This is a genomic window from Bizionia saleffrena (assembly GCF_008086175.1).
Lineage (GTDB): Bacteria > Bacteroidota > Bacteroidia > Flavobacteriales > Flavobacteriaceae > Bizionia > Bizionia saleffrena.
This window is the reverse complement of sequence record NZ_VSKM01000004.1, coordinates 1-20,850: the sequence shown is the minus strand read 5'-3', so window position 1 is coordinate 20,850 and position 20,850 is coordinate 1. Positions and strand designations below refer to the sequence as shown.

The following is a 20,850-nucleotide window of genomic DNA, read 5'->3' as shown; positions in this document are numbered from 1 at the left end:
GGCGCTTGAAACAGTTTAATATACTCTTTTTACTTTAGTGAATACAAGAATTCTATAAATTCAGGATCGCTATAGTCGGCCATACCGCGGTGTGTTAATGCTAAATTACCTTTAGCATCTATAACATAAGTAGACGGTATAGAGTTGGTGTTATACATTTCCGGAATAGCATCTGCCGGCGCATATATAGGGAAACCGTACCCTTTGCGTTCGTTAAAAGCTTTTGCCGTTTCAAACCTTCTATCTAAGGACAACATTACAAAAGCAACATCGTCTCCCACAGTATCGTAGAGTGTATTGATACTTGGCATCTCGGCAATACATGGCGGACACCACGTGGCCCATAAATTTATAAAAATTACCTTTCCTTTTAATTCCTTTAAAGAGGTCACGTTGCGGTCGCTATCCAATAAATTGAAATTCATATCAGCTTTTGTAAGGTTTGGTGCATCGGTTGTGTTTGCAGATTCTTGAGCCATAACCAACTCTTTAACATCTGGATTCATTAGTCCCGTTGCCAATAAACCACGTTGTGCAAAACCAATCACTTCGGTGTGCAGGCCAGTAGCGTAAAGCGTAATGGCAATAAGGGCAAAAACACCATATTGAATCCACGTTTTCTTAGTTGTATTCTTATTATTAGTTTTCATTTGAATTGTTTTTTTAGTTGTTCTGAATTAATTTTAATACCCTGAATAAAGCACGGTCACTATAAGCTAATACTTTTATAACCGTGCTTCTGAAGCTGAAAGTTATAAAGGATACCATTTTCTACTATTTTCATCGCTTTCGGCACTTTTGCAGTATCGATTTTAAATTTCTGTAACGAGAATCCGCAAGCTATCAGTTCTACACCGGCAGCTTCTGCCCTTTTAATATAGTCTCCCATATCTTTATTAGTAGTAATCTCACCAATATCTTTACCGCAGATAATAACCTTAAAACTACCAAAATCACGTCCGTCTTCTACTTTTAGTGCTTCGGCAGTTAAAATAATAGGTGTTAGTTGTGGTATTTTCTTGGTAAGCACCACATAATTATGGGTGTTTGTAAGTGGTGCGTTTTGAGCGTTTACAGTGGCACTTCCAAAAAGGACTGTAAATAGTAATACTGTGTTTAATACGTATGTTTTCATATCTAGTTTATTTTAAGAGTGTGATGGTGTCGTTCAGTATAAAAAAAAGAAGTCCGCCAAAAATTGCTATGTTTTTAAATAAAGGGCCCAGCGTGGTTATCTGTCCCACTTGAACCGTTAGTGTAATGGGGATTAAAACCGCCATCAAAATAAGTGCCGCCCATTTTGTTTTATACCCCATTAAGAATATAAAACCAGCCGTTAGCATTACAATACCCGATAGAATAACTAGCCATTTGGGGTCGCCAAAAAAATAAGCGAGACCTTTAAAACTAGCGCTTTCTACACGCTGTACTGTTTTGTCGATGTGTAATAAATGATTCGTTCCTGCAACCAAAAAAATACCACTAACAAAAACACGTAATAACTGAATAGAGCGACGACTAATGGATAGTGTTGCCGTCATTAGTAAATAATAAATGATTAAAAATTAAATGTGTGTGGTTTAAGCGCGCGCTAGACTGCGTAATAGTGTAGAAAAAAAAGGGACTCCCTATAATTAAAGGCACGGCTTAAATGTAAAACGTTTAGGCAACCCGCGGAGGCGGAGAATCGCTATCTAAATACACAAAGCGGAGTTTTGAAGTAAGGTAATCGTTATGCACCATAATAGAAGCCAAGTGTTTTACCTCCCAAGTGCATAGTTCCAATTGAAATTGCATAGTGCAATCGCTATTTAAAGCAATCACCTCCAGAATAGAGACTTGGGTTTTAACCACCGGCTGTTGCTCGGTTTTTTTATATAACCCATTCTCTTTTTTACAATGGAAATTTACAAAAGCAATACCACTATCATTAAATAGATAGTTAAGGCCATTAGCGTTTACAGCGGTAAATTTCGCCATAAACACGGTGACCATAAATAATGCTATGTAACCTTTAATACTCATAAGTAGCAAACATAACAAAAAGGAATAACCCCGACTGTAACCTTTGTTACAGTTTTAACAGTATTGCCCAGAAAATGCTGCTGTTATTTTAATTTTTATATACTTTGTTTCTTTATATTAGCCTCGCTAACTAATTAATAAGCGCACCACACTAAAAAGGTGCTAAACCAATAGCTTAATATTACTTTATGACCTGAATTAGGATTGTGGGTGAGTAATATTGTTTTATGTTGTGAGGCAAATTAAAAAAGAACCCTGTAAATAAGACAAACAATGAATAATGATAGATAAATCTATTAATGCCGGTGTCGACGCTCAGACAGGATTTGCTTTACAAAGAAATTCCGCATTGTACCTTTTACTTGAAGAGTACCATATCAAATTCAAAGAAAAGAAATATTTCATATGTTTAGAACATCATGATGATTTTCTCTTTTGTTTTCTTAATGATAATGATGAAGCCGAAGTTATTGAAGCATATCAATCAAAAAAAAAGGCGCCAAGCTCATGGGAATTAGACATTAATCTAATAACTATTATAAAAAAGCTTCTTAAAACAGGTAAATCACTTCTTGACGATAAAATAGTAAAATCTAAAGATTATAAACATGTTTTGTTTTTTTCAACAAATCAAACAATTAATTTGAAAGTTTATGAAAAGCAAAAAATAAAGGCTTCAGAATCTATTAAAGCCAATAATATTTTGGTTAAATTCAAAGAACTTGACGACTCTATAAAACAGAAAATCACTGAAGGTGTTGATGACATTGATTTAACAACACAACTAGAACACTTGAAATTTATTTGGCTAGATATAAATAATACTGTTGAGAAACAAGAAAATGAACTCGTAGGTCAAATAGATAAAGTTTTTAATTCACAGATTTATAATCCAAGAGCTGCATTAAACACTATAATAAAGCTTTTTAATGATGTTGAATATATTTATAATCAAAAGGACAAAGCAGATTTACTTGATGAAAAAAAACGAATTTCCTCTGTGAAAATTGAGGAAACATTTGATTTGTTGACAAGTAAATCTAAATGTTTTGACTATTGGCGTTCGCAAAAAAGGGAAGTTTCAAAAGTTCTTAAAATAAAACCTGCAGAACGTGAAACATTTGAGTTTGCTTTTGATAGTGCATTTGACTTTTTTAAATCCTATAGTGAGGCTCAGCATAGAAAAATTTTAGAATTTGTTAAATTAAATGTCTCTAGTTGTATTACATATTCAGATGAAGAAAACGTAGCTGAATTAGTATCTATGTTTTCAAAAATAGATTCTACACATTTGGGAGAAATAGAATTTAAAGCTATTGTCTTTGCTGCTTTTTATGAAGTCAATTATAAACATTAAAAAAATAAATGAAAACACACATAAAATATAATCGTTTTTTTGCCTATTCAGAAGAGCATAATAAATATTTCCACACTGAGTTTAATGATAATATTAATATTATCTATGGAAAAAACACATCAGGTAAAAGTACTTTAATACAAGCAATCAACTATACATTTGGCATCAATGATGAAAACCATAAACTAAGTGAAGTTCTTTCTGAAAATGTTGTTTTTAGACTTGATTTTCAAATAAAAAAAACATCAATAGAAAATATTACAATTATACGTGATACTGATTTTATTTTCATAATCCGAAAAGGAATTCCTATTAAAAAATTTTTAGGTATAAATGGAAATAAGTCAGAAGAACATAAGCAATTAAAAAAATATCTTGCGGAATTATTCGGTTTTAACTTATTCCTTGAAAGTAAAGGAGATTATAAACTTGGTTCTATAGAATCAATGTTTTTACCATATTATGTTGCTCAGGATTATGGCTGGGTATTAACACTTAAATCCTTCAGAGGATTGGATTATTTTCGAAATTTCAAATTTGATTACTATGATTATTATTTAGGTATTAATAACAAGTATGATAGAGAGGAAAAACAAAGACTTGAAGCTGAAAAACAAAAACTTGAAAATGATATAAAATTTCTATCTAAAACGGAAAAAGGAAAAGACGAATTATACCTATCTAAACTTAAAGATGAAGCTTTTTTAAATAAGTCTGCTGAATATATAGAGCAGTATAAAAATGAAAAAAACACTTTAATTCAAAACGAAAAAGAATATTTAGTATTATGTAATAAAATTAAACTTTTAGAAGAACACCGTAAAGTACTTCTAGCGGTAAATAGAAATATCACCGAAGAAAAGCCACTTAAAGACAATTGTCCTACATGCAAACAATCTCTGCCAAACTCTATTGAAAAAGTATATGAGTATTATCAAGATGTTGATGATACTAAAGAACAGCTTAAAGCTAATAAAAAAGAAATAAGTAAAAAGATTGGGCTCTTAAATTCATTGAAAAAAGACATTAATGATTTAAGAACTCTCATTAATGAAAAATATTCGATTTTAAAAGATTATCAAATTGACAACTTAAGCGTAAGTACATGGCTAGATAATAAAGTTAATGTACGTCTATCAAATAAAATAATAAGTCAAATCGGTGAAATCGAAATAGAATTAATAGGGATAAATGAAGAATTAGCAAAATTTAAAACTAATGAAGAGATAAAGAGCGAACGTAATAAAATTGAGCTTAGTTTTTCTAACCTTTTCCGTTCGAATTTAAAAGAACTTAAAGTGAAAATATTTAAAGATGATTACAGTCTTTATAGTAATAAATTATTTCCACAACAAGGTGTTGAATTATTAAAGACTTTGTTAGCTTATTATTTTTCATTTAATACCATTATTAAACGAACTGCATATGTTCACAGATTACCATTCGTAATGGACGCAATATTTAAGGAAGATGTTGACGAAGACAACAAAAAATTAATTCTTAAATTTATTTATGAACATTACCCTAAAGACACACAGCTTATTTTTTCTCTTGCTGAATCAAAAGAAAATAAAAAAACAGCTATTGATTATAATATAGAACACTTTAATTCTAAAGCTAAATTAATTAAAATAAACACGCTTAAAAAAAGAGCTTTTCTTTCTGATTTTAAGAAAGAGTTTGAAGAAATTAAAAAAGAAACACTGGAATTAATAGAAATGTATTAAAAAAACCAAAACCTACTTTTTTTTCTTTTTACGTCCTATTATTTTTAACAGTAAAATTCTTATATTTTAAGCTTAAACCCTAATATCAATACTGTGGCTTCAATATCAGTAGTACAAAACCCTGACTCAAAAAAACACTTATCTAAACATTAGTTTATAAATTTTATATCAAACTTTATGAAAAAAATAGTATTAACACTAGCGCTTTGCGCAATCACTTTTATTGGTCACTCTCAAAATGCGAGCGTGGAGAAATCTGTTTATGGAATACAAACAGGTTTATTAGGCATTTGGGTGCATAATGAGGCGAAATTATCTAACCAAATCGCTTTAAGAAGTGAGATTGGACTTGATACTGGTATTTATGGTAGTGATGTTATAGAGGGGTTTCTACTAAGTCCAACCATTACACTAGAACCGCGTTGGTATTATAATTTAAACAAAAGAGAAAATAAATCGAGAAGAACAGATGGTAATAGCGGGAATTTTATTGCGATAAAGACGACATATCACCCGGATTGGTTTGTAATTTCTAACGAGCAGAATATTAACTTTATTAGTGATATTTCGATTGTGCCAACCTGGGGAATAAGACGAAATATTGGTGATCATTTTAATTATGAAACTGGAATTGGTGTTGGTTACTTACATTACTTTAACAAGGATAATGTTGTTTTAGTAAGTGAGCCTGATGTGGCAGTGAATTTACATTTAAGAATTGGGTATCGCTTTTAATCTAATAAAAATCTAGACTCTAGTACCACTATAAACAACTAAAAAATGGTGTCTACCCTATTACCAAACACACTTGCCGATTTTATATTTCATATTTATTTGCTAACTTTCGTTCTTAACCAATTGGAAACACCCCAGACACAAAACTGTTGGTTACATTAAAAAAACGAATGATATAACACTATGAGGAACGTCGGAATTATTGGTATGGGGCCCAGAGGCGGCTATGCTTTAGAACGGTTAATTATTGAATTGGCTAAAGAGAACGCGCTTACCGATATTCAGATAGCCCTTTTTGAAACGACTGGTAATTTTGGCAATGGTGCTATCTATGATTTAGAGCAAAACCCATCAAACTGGATAAATATTACAGAGCGGATTTTAGAATTAGACCAGCGCAAAGCTATTAATACTAAAACCTTATACATTAAGTCTTTCCTCTCCTATAACTTCGACGATATAATAAGTCTTAGAATGGATAAAGACGGAAATTTAAAATGGGCTAGAAACATAAATAAAAGACAAACAGGTTTAAGTAATAGCTTTTACACCTCTATACCTGTTGGTGAAGATTTTTATTTCTTCATTAATTGCTCAGATAAAATCAAAAAATTAAGTGCCAATAGAATTGCATTTAGACAGACTAACGCTAAAAAATCCAATTTATTTATGGTTAAAATTAACAAGGATGGAGATTTTGACTATAAGAAATTAATTGATAATAAAGAATCAAAGGTTTACTACAAAGTGACTAATGGAAATGGAAACGTTAACAATCAAACTGTAATTTTAATAGGAAAAAGAAAAAACAAAACAAGGATTTTAAAACTGAAAATTTAAATCAAAAAAGCCTCCAATGAAGAAAATCTCTCTAATAATTTTACTATTTCTTATTTCGAATCAGTTCCTTAACGCACAATGTTGGCAATTAATTTCAGCAGGACAGTATCATACGGTTGCCATTAAATCTGATGGAACATTGTGGAGCTGGGGAGGAAACGCTATTGGTCAATTAGGTAATGGAACTACCAATAATGAATCAAGTCCTATACAGGTTGGAACCGATACCGATTGGTTAAAAGTGACTGCGGGCGACTATCATAGTTTAGCCATAAAAAGGAACGGAACTTTATGGAGCTGGGGAGGTAATTATTATGGTCAACTAGGTAACGGAACATATAGTAATGGTACAGTACCTATACAAATTGGAGACTCAACAAATTGGTCTATAATTATTGGTGGAGATTTTCATAGCTTTGCTATAAATACTTCTGGTAAATTATGGGCATGGGGTAGAAATAATTATGGACAACTTGGAAACGGTAACACAACTAACAGTAATATTCCTATTCAAGTTGGTACAGACACTAATTGGCAATCTATTGGCGCGGGTTACGCTCATAGCACAGCATTAAAATTAAACGGCACCTTGTGGACTTGGGGCGCTAATTATTTCGGCCAACTTGGTAATGGAACTACAACAAGTTTAAATTTACCTATGCAAATTGGAATTGATAATGATTGGCAAAGTATTGATGTTAATAATGAACATTCTTTAGCCATAAAAGCAAACGGAACTTTATGGTCTTGGGGCTTAAACACTCCTTCATTTTTAGTAAACAATGGAGAGGATTACTTATATATCCCTACGCAAATAGGGAGCGATACAGAATGGAAAACAATTAAATCTGGTGATTTTTTTGCAGTAGCATTAAAAAAGAATAATACAATATGGTCTTGGGGAAGTGGTTCTTACGGACAATTAGGAAGCGGCGCATATAGTCACATATATCCTCCAACTCAAATAAACACTTTTACTAATTGGCAAACCATAGCATGTGGAGACTCATCTACTTTCGCCATAAATATGGATGGCAATCTATGGTCTTCTGGAAGTAATATTAGTGGCCATTTAGGTGACGGAACGACTATCAATAAAACTGTTTTTACGTCAATTAGTTGTATGTCTTTAGGGATAGAAGAAGTAGCAATAGAGCCATTTACAATCTATCCGAATCCTGCCAATAATTACATTTATATCTCTAATAAAATTGAAATTTCAAAAATGGTAGTAACTGATATATCGGGTAAAGTAGTTTATAAAACTTCCACAAATTTCTCAAAAATAAATATCGAATGTTTTCAATCAGGCGTTTATATCTTACAAATATTTAGCGGTAATGGTAAACGTAATTTTAAATTTGTAAAAACTTAAATTCCTATTTCTTCCAAAGAGACTAAATATTTACAGCTTATCTTCTAAACTCCATTTCTTGTATTTCATATCTCAAAAGTATTATTTGAAATTTAAAATAGCACTCCGAACTTTTAATGGGCTAAACTACCTTCAATTCCAGGCGTATCCAAAATTATTCAAGGAGTCGCTATTAAAGAGATTAAAGTATTCAATAGCTAAAAACTATAACAATCCCACCCAAAACACCAATCAATAAACAACTACAAAAACCCGCGTAATATTTTCTGAATATCCAAATTATCCTTTTGTTGGATTAAAAACGACTCTAAGGCGTCTTCAGAGTGTATGGTTTCGTCTTTATCTATAAAACCATATCCTAGATACGTTCCGTTTTTAATAAGCACAAAAGCCTCTTCATTTAGCGTGCGCCCTTGTTCTTTTATCACTTTAGATTCGGCAGTCGTTTTAATAGCGTCTATTGCCACTGCTACCCTAGCGTTATAATCGGTGGCGGTTTCCTCGCCTTTGCAAACACCTTTACACGTTTTTATACTGTAATGCGAACACTGCGTAACACCTTCTTGCAAGTGACAATATTTAGGACACAGATTATAGTGCAGGCAGATAGATTCTAAAAACGCGCGACATTCTCTAATACTCTGAAACACTTGTATTGCATTTGGCGCCCCTTTAATGGTATTATAAGCCAGATGAAGAATGCCGTTGCGGTCTTCGAAACTAAAAATACCATACTGCTTTGTTTGGCGTTTTGCAACTTGGTTAAATTTTGGGTAATGGTGTTTTATGGCGGCATCTTCCATTAAAAGGGCAATGAGTTCGCTGCCCGATAATTCGAAATCAATGTCTTTAGTCTCGCGACACATCTCTAAGGCTTTCTTAGTTTTACTATAAAAATGACTCAGCACCCGTTTTTTTAAATCCTTGGCTTTCCCTATATAAATAATCTTTCCCTTTTTGTCTTTAAAATAATAAACGCCAGCAGCGTTTGGGATGGCATTAAAGACAGCCGTTGGTAAATGTGATGGCAATGTGGCTTCCTTTGAAGATTTCTTCATAAAATCGCTAAAAACAGTATCGGCATCGTCTTGTTGTAAAAGGATTTCGAATAACACCACAGTAGCTTCAGCATCGCCTTTTGCACGGTGCCTGTCGGTAATATTAATATTCAACTCTTTACACAGCTTACCTAAACTGTAAGACCGGTAGCCTGGCAACAGCTTTCGGGAAAGCCTAACGGTACACAGTTTTTTTCTTCGGAAGTCGGTATCAATCGCCTTAAACTCATTTCTAATCACATTATAATCGAAATTAACGTTATGCGCCACAAAAATGGTGTCTTGCGTTATGTCTAAAATAGCTTGTGCGACTTCGCTAAACGTAGGCGCATTGGCAACCATCCCATTATCAATTCCCGTTAAAGCAGTAATATAATCGGGAATTTCTGTCTGCGGATTCACCAAAGTGGTAAACTCGTCTACAATTTGGCGCCCATCGTATTTAAAAATAGAAATTTCGGTAATCTGATTACTCCTACCCGTGGTTTCAACATCTATAATAGTGTACATCATTATTTTAAATGATTTTCTAAAGCTTTCAATTCTATGCCTAACTCGTTAAATAAACCGAGAATACTGCTTATTTTTAATTCTTCAACCGAATATTCCTGGGTATTAATACTACACGTAAATTCCCATAACTCTAAAACTTCGTCAATAGGAATACTATAGTCGTTGTACGTTTTATTATCCGACATTAAAAGTAGCGATCCGTTATACTCAATATTATTCATAACACGTTTATAAACCATCCCTTCGTTAAGCGTAACCAGCACATAGGTTCGTCCTGTTTTTATATCACTCCGATCCTCAATAAAACGCCCTATTACAAACGAACCATCTTTCATTGGCAACATCGAATCCCCTTTTATAGGAAATGCGCGGTGCTTGCCGGTAGGTAAAAAAGGCAATTTTATTTTTTGAAGCTGCTCGATATATTCCGGATCGTCGTAACCGGCTAAATACCCAGCCGATGCTTTTATAGGTACAATTTCAATTAAATTCTCATTATCGCTATCTACCATAATCGGGAATAACACCCGCTGATTTCCTAGCTCGATAAACGCGGTGCCGTTCGACTTACTTAAATCGTGACGTAGCAAAATATCTACGGGCACTTTAAAGAAATCGGACAAGCCTAAAATCATCTCCACATTGGGTTCTGTTCTATTGGCTTCGTGCGATGTAATTCGCGATCTGTGTACGCCCAACTCTTCAGCTAAAGCCTCCTGAGATAACTTTTTTAAGTTTCTGAGGTATTTTATGTTTTTTGATAAATTATTCATAATGTTACAAAATTAAACAATCAATGTTCGATATACAAACTATTTTTGCATTATGCAGAAGAATATTTTACATCTGGATTTAGACACCTTTTTTGTCTCTTGCGAACGCCTTATCGATAGCCGTTTGCAACAGCTACCATTACTCGTTGGTGGCGTTGGCGATCGTGGTGTTGTAGCGGCCTGCAGTTACGAAACGCGCGTTTTTGGGGTGCATTCTGGGATGTCGATGAAAGTGGCCAGGCGCCTCTGCCCCGAAGCAGTGGTTATAAAAGGAGATTCTAGTATTTATACTAAATATTCGCATCTGGTAACAGAAATTATAAAAGAAAAAGTGCCGCTTTTTGAAAAAGCAAGTGTCGATGAGTTTTATGCCGATTTAACCGGAATGGATAAGTTTTATGGTTGCTATAAATATGCTTCGGAATTACGACAACAAATAATGAAAGATAGCGGTTTGCCCATATCTTTTGGATTATCAGTAAATAAAATAGTCTCTAAAGTAGCTACTGGCGAGGCAAAACCCAACAATCAGTTAAAAATTGATTCTGGTTTCGAAAAATCGTTTTTAGCGCCTTTATCGATTCGGAAAATACCATCGGTTGGCGAAAAAACGTATCAAACATTGCGTAATTTGGGTGTTGATAAAGTGGCGGTTGTACAACAAATGCCGGTTGAAATGATGATTAGCGCTTTGGGTGCCAACGGCCGCACCATTTGGAAACGTGCTAACGGTATCGATAATCCGCCAATAATTCCTTTTCACGAACGAAAATCCATTTCTACAGAGCGCACCTTTACCAAAGATACTATTGATGTGTTGCAACTGCGCACCACCATTTTTGCAATGGCAGAAAGTTTGGCCTACCAACTACGGAGAGGCGAAAAACTAGCCGGTACGATAAGCGTAAAAATCAGGTATTCAGATTTTAATACGTATAGCAAACAGATAAAAATCCCGTATTCTAGTGCCGACCATACTATTATCCCGAAAGTATTAGAGCTGTTTGATAAACTGTACCAACGCCGACTATTAATCCGTTTAGTGGGTGTGAAAATTAGCGATATCGTGACTGGTAATTATCAAATTAATTTGTTCGACGACACCGAAGAAATGTTAAACTTGTATAATGCTATGGATAATATTCGCGGGCGTTATGGCGAGTTGAGCGTAATGAGAGCCTCCTCGATGGGCGCAAAAACGATTGGCAGATTTCAAAATCCGTTTAGCGGAGAACCACCCATTTTATTAGCACATAGAAAACACTAATCTATAATGTATTGTAATTGCCACTCTTATTATTCTTTGCGTTTTGGAACGTTCTCTGAGGTTGACTTGCTAAAGTTAGCCCAAGAAAATGGGATCCATACCTTGGCATTAACCGATATTAATAATACCTCTGCGTGTTTAAATTTTATACGAAAAGCTAAAGATTTTAATATTAAGCCCGTTATAGGCATCGATTTTAGACATGGTGCACAGCAGCACTTTGTAGGGATCGCGAAAAATAATGAGGGTTTTAAAGAACTGAATAGTTTTTTATCACAGCATTCTGAGCAGAAACTAAAGCTTCCCGAAACTGCTCCTCTTTTTAAAGACAGTTTTGTTATTTATCCATTTGAAAAAGTGCTCCAACTGAATAAAACAACATTCTTAGATTCTGAATTTATTGGCGTTTCTGTTGAGGAATTACGAAAATTACGTTTTTCTAAACTGAAGACCTATACCGATAAGCTCGTCGTGCTTCAGCCGGTAACCGTGCGATCTCAAAAAGATTTTAATGCCCATCGTTTATTACGCGCCATCGATAATAACACGCTTTTAAGCAAATTAAGCACGTCCGAAGAATGTAAAATTACAGACAAAATGCTTTCCGCGGAAGCGTTAAAAACCGCTTTTGAAGATTTCCCACATATTATAGAAAACACCAATCGACTGCTAGAAACCTGCACTGTGCATTTTAATTTTGGTACCGACCGCGTGTCACAGAATTTAAAATTATATACTCATTCGGCTGAAGAAGATTACACCCTTTTAGAAAGCTTATGCCAGCAAGGCTTAAAAAAACGCTATCAAAATCCCGACGACAAAGTGTTTGCCCGTTTAAAAACAGAGTTAGATACCATTAAATCTTTGGATTTCGTATCCTTTTTTCTTATCAATCACGACATTGTTTCCTATGCTAAAAGTCAGGGTTATTTTCACGTGGGGCGTGGTAGTGGCGCCAATAGTATTGTGGCCTATATTATTGGTATTACCGATGTCGACCCTATTGAATTAGATCTGTATTTCGAGCGGTTTATAAATCCGTTTCGCGCGTCGCCACCAGATTTCGATATCGATTTCTCGTGGAAAGATCGCGAGGATGTTACCGCCTATATTTTTAAACGTTTCGAGCATACCGCACTATTAGCGACTTACAACACCTTTAAATACCGCGCCGTGGTTAGAGAATTGGGTAAAGTGTTTGGGCTGCCAAAAGAAGACATCGATAAATTAAGCAAAGGGGGCATTCCCGAAGCTAAGCTCGACGACGTATCGAAACTCGTGTTGCGTTATGGCAAATTAATTGAAGGCTTCCCAAATCATTTGAGTGTGCATTCGGCAGGGATTTTAATTTTAGATGCTCCCGTTCATTGTTATTCGGCAACCGATTTACCGCCAAAAGGATTCCCAACCGTTCAGTTTGATATGATTATCGCTGAAGACGTTGGCGTTTTTAAATTTGATATTTTAGGACAACGCGGCTTAGCAAAAATTAAAGAAGCTTTAGAGATTATAAAAGAAAACAGGCCCGATCTTCCCCCCATAGACATCACAAATGTGGAAGCGTTTAAAAAGGACAAAAACATAAATAAACTCTTAAAATCTGGCGGTGCTATTGGTGCATATTATGTGGAGTCGCCAGCAATGCGCGGTTTAATGCAGAAATTGCAAACGCAAGATTATTTGGGTTTGGTGGCCGCTAGTTCTATAATAAGACCAGGCGTTTCGGGGTCTGGAATGAAAGAGGAATTTATAAAACGCCACCGTTACCCAGAACAGCGGAAAAACGCGCACCCCATTTTACTTGAAATTATGCCAGAGACCTATGGCGTTATGGTGTATCAAGAAGATGTTTTAAAAGTTGCCAATCGGTTTGCGGGACTCTCACTTGGGGAAGCCGATGTGTTACGACGTGGAATGAGTGGTAAGTTTAGATCGCGAGCAGAATTTACTGCCGTAGAAGATAAATTTCTCGCTAATTGTAGGGCCAAAGGCTATAAAGACGCGCTTACTTTCGAGGTTTGGAACCAAATTAAAAGTTTTGCCGGCTATGCTTTTGCCAAAGGACACTCGGCGTCTTATGCCGTAGAAAGTTACCAGAGTTTATATTTAAAATGTTATTTTCCGATAGAATTTATGACCGCCGTTTTAAATAATGGTGGCGGATTTTATAGCGTAGAGCATTATCTTCACGAAGCCAAGCAGCAAGGTGCAACCATTTGTTTGCCGTGTATTAATACCAGCGATCACCCTAATCGCTTAGTTGGTACCTCTATTTATCTGGGCTTTGGATATTTAAAAAATGTAGAATCGTACACCGTGCAGCGGTTGTTAACCGATCGCCAACTTAATGGCGAGTACAAATCGTTAGACGATTTTATAGACCGCGTAACTATTAGTATTGAGCAATTAACCATACTTATAAGAATTGATGCGTTCCGGTTTACCACGCACACTAAAACCGAATTATTATGGCACGCCACCTTTAAACTAAATGCCGACGGTGTGAAATCTAGCCAATCTAAACTCTTTAAAATTCAGCATAAAGCGTTTACAATCCCTAAACTAAATTCTAACTGGGTGGAAGATGCTTACGATGAAATGGAGCTGTTAAGCTTTCCGTTGTGCGATTATTTTAAACTTGCCAGTCAGGAATTAAGCGGTGGTGTTTTAGCTAAGAATATGAAGGATTTTATAAACAAAGAGATTTTAATTTACGGAAGTTTAGTTACCACCCGATACAATAAAACGGCGCAAGGCAAATTAATGCGACTAAGTACTTTTATAGACCAAAACGGCGATTATTTTGATGCCGTTCACTTTACAAATGTGGTAGACCACTACCCTATTAACGGACTAGGTATTTACGCGTGCTACGGAAAAATTACCGATAGATTCGATTTTTACAGTATGAATATTGTTTGGAGTAAGAAGCTAGGAATTCTCCCCGATCCTAGAGAATGCTAACTCTATTGTAGACCTCTTTTAATAGTATTATACGTTGTTTCTAAATTGGCTGCTGCTTTCTGGCTGCATTTGCAAGAACGATGATAAAGATATACGGATTGACCTTTGTTAGGCTTTTCAAAACCTATTTTGAAATTTTATTGTTGGAAAAAATCAATATTTAAAACAGTTTTAACAGCTTATTGGTTGAATTCTTTTGACGATCTTACTATAACCAATTAACCATCATTATGCTCTATTGTTTTTTAATGCCGAAATTGTTAAGATTTTATAGCGTCCTATTTTGTGCAATGGCACCAAATAGTGAACTGAAAAGTATGTTGGTTAAAATTATATTTTCATTGATTGAATTTATTTCTTCTTGTAAAATCAATAAGCAATTTGCTGAATTAGCGTAAACTATGCTATCAGAACTAAAAAAAGCGACGATTACTCGCCGCCTTACTACTAATTAGCCTTAACTAAAAACCAACGTCATTGATTACAATGATTTTTTTGCAAGATAGAAATCCACTTTTTCTAAACTTTTATCAGCGATACGAGCATTCATCTCGTCTAATGTTTTTGGTGGTGGCACAATTACTAAGTCGCCTTTTTTCCAATCCAAAGGCATTGCTACCCCGTGTTCGTCTGAAATTTGTAAGGCTTCTAAAGCTCTTAAAATTTCATCCATATTTCTACCTACATTGAGTGGGTAGTACATTATTAAACGGATTTTTTTTGATGGGTCGATAAAGAATACGGCACGCACGGCAGCGGTCTCACTTTCATTAGGTTGTAACATTCCGTATAGTTTTGATACTTTCATATCTATATCGGCTATGATAGGGAAATCAAAATACACTCCTGTTTTTTCACGAACATTATTAACCCATCCTAGATGTGAGTGAATACTATCAATACTTAAACCCAAAAGCTCTGTATTTAATGCGGTAAATTCATCTTTACGTTCAGCAAAACCACTCATTTCAGTTGTACAAACGGGTGTGAAATCTGCGGGATGCGAGAACATCAAAATCCATTTATCCTTGGCAAAATTCGCCATCTGTATATCGCCTTTGGTTGTTTTGGCTTTAAAGTCTGGTGCCTCGTCGCCTATTCTTGGCATTGAATAAACAGTATTTAATTCTGAATTTTCCATAATAATTATTTTAATTTTATCTTATATAAAGATACTGAATGTTATTTATAAACACAGTAACAAATGTTACTGAAAAGGTAAAAGGTAGAAAATTATAAAAACGGACAATTGTATTCTAATATTTTTTAAAAATATGGTCTATTAGAAAGTTTAAGTGTTCTTTTTCAATAGAATAGCATTACATCTTCAATTAGCAAATTTAAAAAAAACTATAGAATTGGATAATTGAAAAGATCCCAAAAAAATGAAGAAATTGAGGTTATAGAGCTTTTCTTCTAAACTCCATTTCTTATATTTCATATCTCAAAGGTATTAATTGAAATTTAAAATAGCACTCCAAACTTATTAGGGGCTAAACTAACTTGGAGGCTTCAGTTATTACATTCTAAAATTGTTAAAGAGTAACGATACTTAAATTAATACAAAATTTCAAAAACTTTGATGTGGTTAATATTCTAATTTAGAATTTCAATAAAAAATATCAAAATTAGATAAATAAAACGTATTCCTATTTAGCAAACTGCCTTTTGGCGCGCATAAACCTTATGTTTTTTTTATAATAGAGCTACAAAATATGTTGTTTATTAGTGCTAACCGAAAACAGACAAAAATGAAAGCAATTTATATCACAAAATCTGGAGGGCCGGAAGTATTACAACTAAAAGAAACGTCAAAGCCGAAACCAGGAAAAAATCAAGTCTTAATAAAAGTGAAAGCTGCGGGCGTAAATCGTAGCGATGTTATAACTCGTAAAACTACTACTGAGTCTTTAATACCGGGTTTGGAAGTTTCTGGAGAAATTACAGAAATTGGTGATAACGTCACCGATAAAAAAATTGGCGATAATGTCTGCGCACTTATTGCCAGCGGTGGTTATGCAGAATATGTAAATGTAGAAAGCTCTCATTGCCTTACCACGCCTGAGGGCTTAAGTCTCACAAATGCTGCTGCCATTCCTGAAACGGTATTTACTGTGTGGTTTAATGTATTTCAATTAGCAAAACTTCAACCTAATGAAAAGTTGCTAATTCACGGCGGCACTAGCGGTATTGGTACTATGGGTTTACAAATGGCTAAAGCGTTGGGCTCTGAAATATACACCACTGCAGGAAACGATAAGAAGATTGAGTTTCTTAATAAAATGGATCTCGGCAAGGCGATAAATTACAAGAAAGAAGCCTTTGAAGACGTTTTTAAAGATAAAAAAATAGATGTTATTTTAGATATGGTTGGTGGCGATTATACACAGAAGAATCTCGATATTCTCAATAATAAAGGACGTCTAGTTAATATTAATGGTATGAAAAGTAGTGAGGTCTCTATTAATCTGCGAACCATTATGAGCAAAAATCTAATTTTAACCGGTAGCTTTCTAAAACCCCAATCGGCTGCCGTAAAAACACAAATTGCTAAGGAGGTAGAAAAAAATATTTGGCCATTATTCCATTCAAAAAAAATACAGCCTGTAATTTATAAAACGTTTCCACTAAAAGGTGCTGCCGAGGCACATAAACTTATGGAAAGTAGCACACACATTGGGAAAATTTTACTTACGATGGATTAATAGCATAATTACAAACTTCATTCTAAAGAAAGTCACAACATCTTAAATTGACATGCCTATTTTCAAAAACTATCATTGAGACACTTGGCTAAAATTAAATAATCTATACGCGCTTTTAATACTTTGGTAAAAGATTTTAAAAATGTAAATTTATGTCTTACTAAAACCACGTGACTATGAAACAAAATAATGACCCTCAAATAAAATCAGAAGATCATCCCTCCTTTCAAAAGAAAGTGTTTATTGTTACCAAAACTTTAATTCTCACGCTCATTCTTTTGTTAATTTTCGAAGCTACTTTCCGCATTTTTTTATTGGTTTTAGCAGGGTCACTTATAGCTATATTTTTTAGAGGTTTTAGTGCTTTAATACAACGTAAAACAAATTGGAAAGAATGGGTTTCTGTAACGATTTCTGTTTTAAGTACTTTGTTAATTGGTGCAGGATTATTTTGGTTAATTGGTGCTAAAGTACAAGACCAAATGGCTCAGTTAGTGCAAACATTACCCGAAACTATTGAAAATGCACAGGCGAGATTAAATAACAGTACTATTGGTGAGATTATTGTTGATAGAGTGTCTTCAAAAAGTTCTATGGATAAAGCGCAAGTGTTTGCGGGACAATTTTTTCAATCTTCATTCGGAGTATTTGGTGATATTTATGTGGTATTATTTATTGGTATTTTCTTTACCATTTCGCCGAAAACGTACACGAACGGTATAGTACAACTAATACCAGTAAGAGGACAACAAAAAGCAAAGGACGTATTAGATAAGTTAGGAGAGCAATTACGCAAATGGCTTAAAGGAAAGTTGTTTTCTATGTTTGTTGTCTTTATTCTAACCGCCATAGGTTTAGCTATTCTAGGAATGCCTCTTTGGCTTGTTTTGGCGCTATTGGCTGGGTTAATAAGTTTTATTCCCAATTTTGGCCCCATACTAGCATTAATACCAGCGGTGTTAGTGGCGCTCTTGCAAAGTCCTACAATGGCGGCTTTGGTGGTTGGTCTTTATATTTTAATTCAATTTATTGAGAGCAATTTTATTACCACACTCGTTCAGAAAAAATTGCTTAATATGCCTCCCGCCCTAATAATAATTGCGCAATTATTAATGGGCGTACTCACTGGCGGATGGGGATTAATTTTGGCAACACCACTAACGGTTATTGTCATTGTACTTGTTCAGAAACTATACCTTAAAGACAGACAGTCTTAAGTACTGCGATACCCCTCGAAACAGCGCGATTTAAGTTAGAGTAACATCACCTAAAAAAAGATCAAAAAAGACCTCTGGAACAATCAATTTAATCACGCTATGTAACCTAAGTTGCTATATTTACTTATATTATATCATAATTTTAATTAATATTACACTAAAGTATCAATTATGAAAATCAAACAATTTGAATACAAACCGCTAGCCCATTATTCTTACGCCATCGTTAGTAATGGAAAAATGGCAATAATAGATCCCGAACGAAATCCGCAACAGTATTATGCTTTTGCAAAAGCTAACAGCGCCATAATAGAGGCGGTTATAGAAACCCACCCGCACGCAGATTTTGTGAGTTCGCACTTAGAAATTCACAAAGAAACAGGCGCGATCATTTACAATAGTGAAAAGTTAGGTGCCGGTTATCCGCACCAATACTTTGATGATGGCGATAGTATAACTTTAGGAAACGTTATACTTAAGGCTATTAATACACCAGGCCATTCACCAGACAGCATCACTATTGTGGCTTCGCACCGTAAAGAAACCGTTCTTTTTACTGGAGACACTTTATTTATAGGAGATGTCGGTAGACCCGATTTGCGTGAAAAGGCAGGTAATATGAAAGCCAAACGTGAAGAATTGGCTGAAATGATGTACGATACCATCACCACTAAATTTAATAATTTACCAGACGATGCCATTATCTATCCAGCACACGGAGCAGGTTCGCTGTGTGGTAAAAATATTAGCGATGCTAGTAGCAGCACGCTAGGTAATGAACGTATAGGAAATTGGGCATTTAAAAAACAGTCGAAAAAGGAATTTATAAATACCTTACTCGCTGGTCAACCATTTATCCCCTCTTACTTTGGATTCGATGTGGACTTGAATAAAGTTGGAGCTCCTAATTTAGAGTCAAGTATTAAGGATATTCCGTTTAAAGGTAATACAAGTGCTGAAGGCACAATTGTAGATATTCGTGATGAAAGTATTTATAAAAAAGGACATTTAAAGGGGAGTTATAATATTCAAGCGGTTTCTGAAAATGCCAAATTTGAAACCTGGTTAGGCACCATTATAGAACCAGAAGAAGCATTTACTATTGTTATTGACACTAAAGAAAATAAGGATAACATACTACAACGTGTGGCAAAAATAGGCTACGAAAGTCAGCTGAAACAAATCATTACTCTATCTAGTGAATATCTTGAGGAAACCAAAAAACTAGACCTAACAGATTTTAAAAATAATCCTCAGAAATATACTATTGTAGATATACGCAATACAAGCGAAGTTGAAGAAGGTCAGATTTTTAATGACGCCATTTCTCACCCTTTAAATGCACTAAGAAATACAGCCAACACTATACCTACAGATAAACCAATAGTGGTGCATTGCGCTGGGGGCTACCGTAGCGCAGCCGGAAGTAGCATCCTTCAGAATAAACTAGAAAACGTTATTATTTATGATTTAAGCGATGATGTAACGGCATTTCAAGAGTAAAAAAGGATCATTCTCAAAAGTTGTGTGTGAATTGAAATAAAACTCCGTTTTTTGTAAAAAAAAACGTCGACAATTATCTTGAATTACTCAAACTTATTCTTCCTGAATTTTTAATTAATCATTTCGATCTAATAAAAAATACTAAAAATGGTGATGTAATGCATCTTTATTTTGAAGAGCGCAATGTGGTTCCTAAAGAAGAGAAATCCAAAATCCTTATTGCCCACGGTTTTCACAAAGAAGTTACTATTCAAGACTTCCCTCTACGAGGTAATACTGTATACCTCCATGTAAAACGGCGTAGGTGGCTAGATAATAACAGTAAGGAACTTGTTCAACGCGATTGGAATTTAGTAGCACAGGGAACACGTATGACCAACGAGCTTGCTCATTTTTTAAAAGAAATTAGTCAATACTAAGGCCTCGGACTGCCATACCATAGGCGGTTTTTATAACGTTAAAAGTAAAAAACTTAGTAGACAATACAGAGATTACTTAAGTGATTTTAAAGATTGGAAGCAAAAAAAACACGCTAAACAGTGGCTTATTTATCCTGAAAACATTGGGCCTTACTTGGATCAAACGTAAACTTGGGGAGAAACTTTATCTTTGACAAAAACAGATTAGATCTTGGATATAAAATTAGCACAGTATTTGTTACCGGAAGGCGTTATGGATTATTTTGAAATTGTAGACCATAAATCATCAGAAGGTAAGGTTCATTTTTACCTAGAAGAAAAGAACGTGCTGCCCAAGGAGTACCAATCAGAATTAGCGCAATCCAAAGGCTT

17 protein-coding genes and 1 pseudogene are annotated in these 20,850 nt (G+C 34.6%); 11 read left to right on the top strand and 7 right to left on the bottom strand.

Going from position 1 to position 20,850, the window contains the following annotated elements; translation table 11 throughout:
- Nucleotides 1-29 precede the first annotated feature (29 nt).
- The 4 genes from ES676_RS04405 to ES676_RS04390 form a co-directional block, all read right to left on the bottom strand.
- Nucleotides 30-650, bottom strand: coding sequence for a TlpA family protein disulfide reductase (locus ES676_RS04405; RefSeq protein WP_148368832.1), 621 nt, complete (start codon nt 648-650; stop codon nt 30-32).
- Nucleotides 651-709: 59 nt separating this feature from the next.
- Nucleotides 710-1,135 carry a sulfur reduction protein DsrE gene (locus tag ES676_RS04400; RefSeq protein ID WP_148368831.1) on the bottom strand — a complete coding sequence of 142 codons (426 nt, stop codon included), beginning with the start codon at nt 1,133-1,135 and terminating at the stop codon, nt 710-712.
- A gap of 7 nt (nt 1,136-1,142) precedes the next feature.
- Complete coding sequence (locus tag ES676_RS04395) at nt 1,143-1,541, bottom strand: DoxX family protein (protein WP_148368830.1); 399 nt, start codon at nt 1,539-1,541, stop codon at nt 1,143-1,145.
- Nucleotides 1,542-1,662: 121 nt separating this feature from the next.
- Nucleotides 1,663-2,025 (bottom strand): hypothetical protein, encoded by a 363-nt coding sequence (locus ES676_RS04390; protein ID WP_148368829.1) that lies wholly within the window; start codon nt 2,023-2,025, stop codon nt 1,663-1,665.
- Between the two features lie 280 nt (nt 2,026-2,305).
- Between ES676_RS04390 and ES676_RS04385 the strand changes: the two genes are divergently transcribed.
- The 5 genes from ES676_RS04385 to ES676_RS04365 all read left to right on the top strand — a co-directional run bounded on the left by ES676_RS04385 (nt 2,306) and on the right by ES676_RS04365 (nt 8,059).
- Nucleotides 2,306-3,382: a hypothetical protein gene (locus tag ES676_RS04385; protein WP_148368828.1), complete on the top strand. Its 1,077-nt coding sequence runs from the start codon at nt 2,306-2,308 to the stop codon at nt 3,380-3,382.
- An 8-nt stretch (nt 3,383-3,390) separates the two neighbouring features.
- Complete coding sequence (locus ES676_RS04380) at nt 3,391-5,109, top strand: hypothetical protein (protein WP_148368827.1); 1,719 nt, start codon at nt 3,391-3,393, stop codon at nt 5,107-5,109.
- Between the two features lie 177 nt (nt 5,110-5,286).
- Entirely contained in the window at nt 5,287-5,844 is a 558-nt protein-coding gene (locus ES676_RS04375) for a hypothetical protein (protein WP_148368826.1), read from the top strand.
- 183 nt (nt 5,845-6,027) lie between these two features.
- Nucleotides 6,028-6,684 (top strand): FAD/NAD(P)-binding protein, encoded by a 657-nt coding sequence (locus ES676_RS04370; RefSeq protein WP_148368825.1) that lies wholly within the window; start codon nt 6,028-6,030, stop codon nt 6,682-6,684.
- A gap of 16 nt (nt 6,685-6,700) precedes the next feature.
- Nucleotides 6,701-8,059: an RCC1 domain-containing protein gene (locus ES676_RS04365; RefSeq protein WP_148368824.1), complete on the top strand. Its 1,359-nt coding sequence runs from the start codon at nt 6,701-6,703 to the stop codon at nt 8,057-8,059.
- Nucleotides 8,060-8,301: 242 nt separating this feature from the next.
- Here ES676_RS04365 and ES676_RS04360 read toward each other — a convergent pair whose 3' ends face one another.
- A complete protein-coding gene (locus tag ES676_RS04360) occupies nt 8,302-9,630 on the bottom strand; it encodes an exonuclease domain-containing protein (RefSeq protein WP_148368823.1) in 1,329 nt (442 codons plus the stop codon).
- Nucleotides 9,630-10,403 (bottom strand): XRE family transcriptional regulator, encoded by a 774-nt coding sequence (locus ES676_RS04355; RefSeq protein WP_148368822.1) that lies wholly within the window; start codon nt 10,401-10,403, stop codon nt 9,630-9,632. Before ES676_RS04355 ends, ES676_RS04360 begins: the two co-directional genes overlap by 1 nt.
- A 52-nt stretch (nt 10,404-10,455) precedes the next feature.
- Between ES676_RS04355 and ES676_RS04350 the strand changes: the two genes are divergently transcribed.
- Both ES676_RS04350 and ES676_RS04345 read left to right on the top strand, forming a co-directional pair.
- Complete coding sequence (locus ES676_RS04350) at nt 10,456-11,670, top strand: DNA polymerase Y family protein (protein ID WP_148368821.1); 1,215 nt, start codon at nt 10,456-10,458, stop codon at nt 11,668-11,670.
- Nucleotides 11,671-11,676: 6 nt separating this feature from the next.
- A complete protein-coding gene (locus tag ES676_RS04345; protein WP_148368820.1) occupies nt 11,677-14,634 on the top strand; it encodes a DNA polymerase III subunit alpha in 2,958 nt (985 codons plus the stop codon).
- A gap of 481 nt (nt 14,635-15,115) precedes the next feature.
- Here ES676_RS04345 and ES676_RS04340 read toward each other — a convergent pair whose 3' ends face one another.
- Nucleotides 15,116-15,775 carry a peroxiredoxin gene (locus ES676_RS04340; protein WP_148368819.1) on the bottom strand — a complete coding sequence of 220 codons (660 nt, stop codon included), beginning with the start codon at nt 15,773-15,775 and terminating at the stop codon, nt 15,116-15,118.
- Nucleotides 15,776-16,385: 610 nt separating this feature from the next.
- Here ES676_RS04340 and ES676_RS04335 point away from each other — a divergent pair.
- The 4 genes and pseudogenes from ES676_RS04335 to ES676_RS04320 form a co-directional block, all read left to right on the top strand.
- Nucleotides 16,386-17,339: an NAD(P)H-quinone oxidoreductase gene (locus ES676_RS04335; RefSeq protein WP_148368818.1), complete on the top strand. Its 954-nt coding sequence runs from the start codon at nt 16,386-16,388 to the stop codon at nt 17,337-17,339.
- Between the two features lie 176 nt (nt 17,340-17,515).
- Nucleotides 17,516-18,556, top strand: a complete 1,041-nt coding sequence (locus ES676_RS04330) for an AI-2E family transporter (protein WP_148368817.1) — start codon at nt 17,516-17,518, stop codon at nt 18,554-18,556.
- Nucleotides 18,557-18,727: 171 nt separating this feature from the next.
- Complete coding sequence (locus tag ES676_RS04325) at nt 18,728-20,059, top strand: MBL fold metallo-hydrolase (protein WP_148368816.1); 1,332 nt, start codon at nt 18,728-18,730, stop codon at nt 20,057-20,059.
- 92 nt (nt 20,060-20,151) lie between these two features.
- A pseudogene (locus ES676_RS04320) lies at nt 20,152-20,478 on the top strand (ISAon1 family transposase N-terminal region protein); the annotation flags it as partial.
- Nucleotides 20,479-20,850: the final 372 nt, after the last annotated feature.

Coding starts and splice junctions, on each gene's coding strand:
- ES676_RS04405 (WP_148368832.1), bottom strand. CDS start 650: ATGAAAACTAATAATAAGAATACAACTAAGAAAACGTGGATTCAATAT.
- ES676_RS04400 (WP_148368831.1), bottom strand. CDS start 1,135: ATGAAAACATACGTATTAAACACAGTATTACTATTTACAGTCCTTTTT.
- ES676_RS04395 (WP_148368830.1), bottom strand. CDS start 1,541: ATGACGGCAACACTATCCATTAGTCGTCGCTCTATTCAGTTATTACGT.
- ES676_RS04390 (WP_148368829.1), bottom strand. CDS start 2,025: ATGAGTATTAAAGGTTACATAGCATTATTTATGGTCACCGTGTTTATG.
- ES676_RS04385 (WP_148368828.1), top strand. CDS start 2,306: ATGATAGATAAATCTATTAATGCCGGTGTCGACGCTCAGACAGGATTT.
- ES676_RS04380 (WP_148368827.1), top strand. CDS start 3,391: ATGAAAACACACATAAAATATAATCGTTTTTTTGCCTATTCAGAAGAG.
- ES676_RS04375 (WP_148368826.1), top strand. CDS start 5,287: ATGAAAAAAATAGTATTAACACTAGCGCTTTGCGCAATCACTTTTATT.
- ES676_RS04370 (WP_148368825.1), top strand. CDS start 6,028: ATGAGGAACGTCGGAATTATTGGTATGGGGCCCAGAGGCGGCTATGCT.
- ES676_RS04365 (WP_148368824.1), top strand. CDS start 6,701: ATGAAGAAAATCTCTCTAATAATTTTACTATTTCTTATTTCGAATCAG.
- ES676_RS04360 (WP_148368823.1), bottom strand. CDS start 9,630: ATGATGTACACTATTATAGATGTTGAAACCACGGGTAGGAGTAATCAG.
- ES676_RS04355 (WP_148368822.1), bottom strand. CDS start 10,403: ATGAATAATTTATCAAAAAACATAAAATACCTCAGAAACTTAAAAAAG.
- ES676_RS04350 (WP_148368821.1), top strand. CDS start 10,456: ATGCAGAAGAATATTTTACATCTGGATTTAGACACCTTTTTTGTCTCT.
- ES676_RS04345 (WP_148368820.1), top strand. CDS start 11,677: ATGTATTGTAATTGCCACTCTTATTATTCTTTGCGTTTTGGAACGTTC.
- ES676_RS04340 (WP_148368819.1), bottom strand. CDS start 15,775: ATGGAAAATTCAGAATTAAATACTGTTTATTCAATGCCAAGAATAGGC.
- ES676_RS04335 (WP_148368818.1), top strand. CDS start 16,386: ATGAAAGCAATTTATATCACAAAATCTGGAGGGCCGGAAGTATTACAA.
- ES676_RS04330 (WP_148368817.1), top strand. CDS start 17,516: ATGAAACAAAATAATGACCCTCAAATAAAATCAGAAGATCATCCCTCC.
- ES676_RS04325 (WP_148368816.1), top strand. CDS start 18,728: ATGAAAATCAAACAATTTGAATACAAACCGCTAGCCCATTATTCTTAC.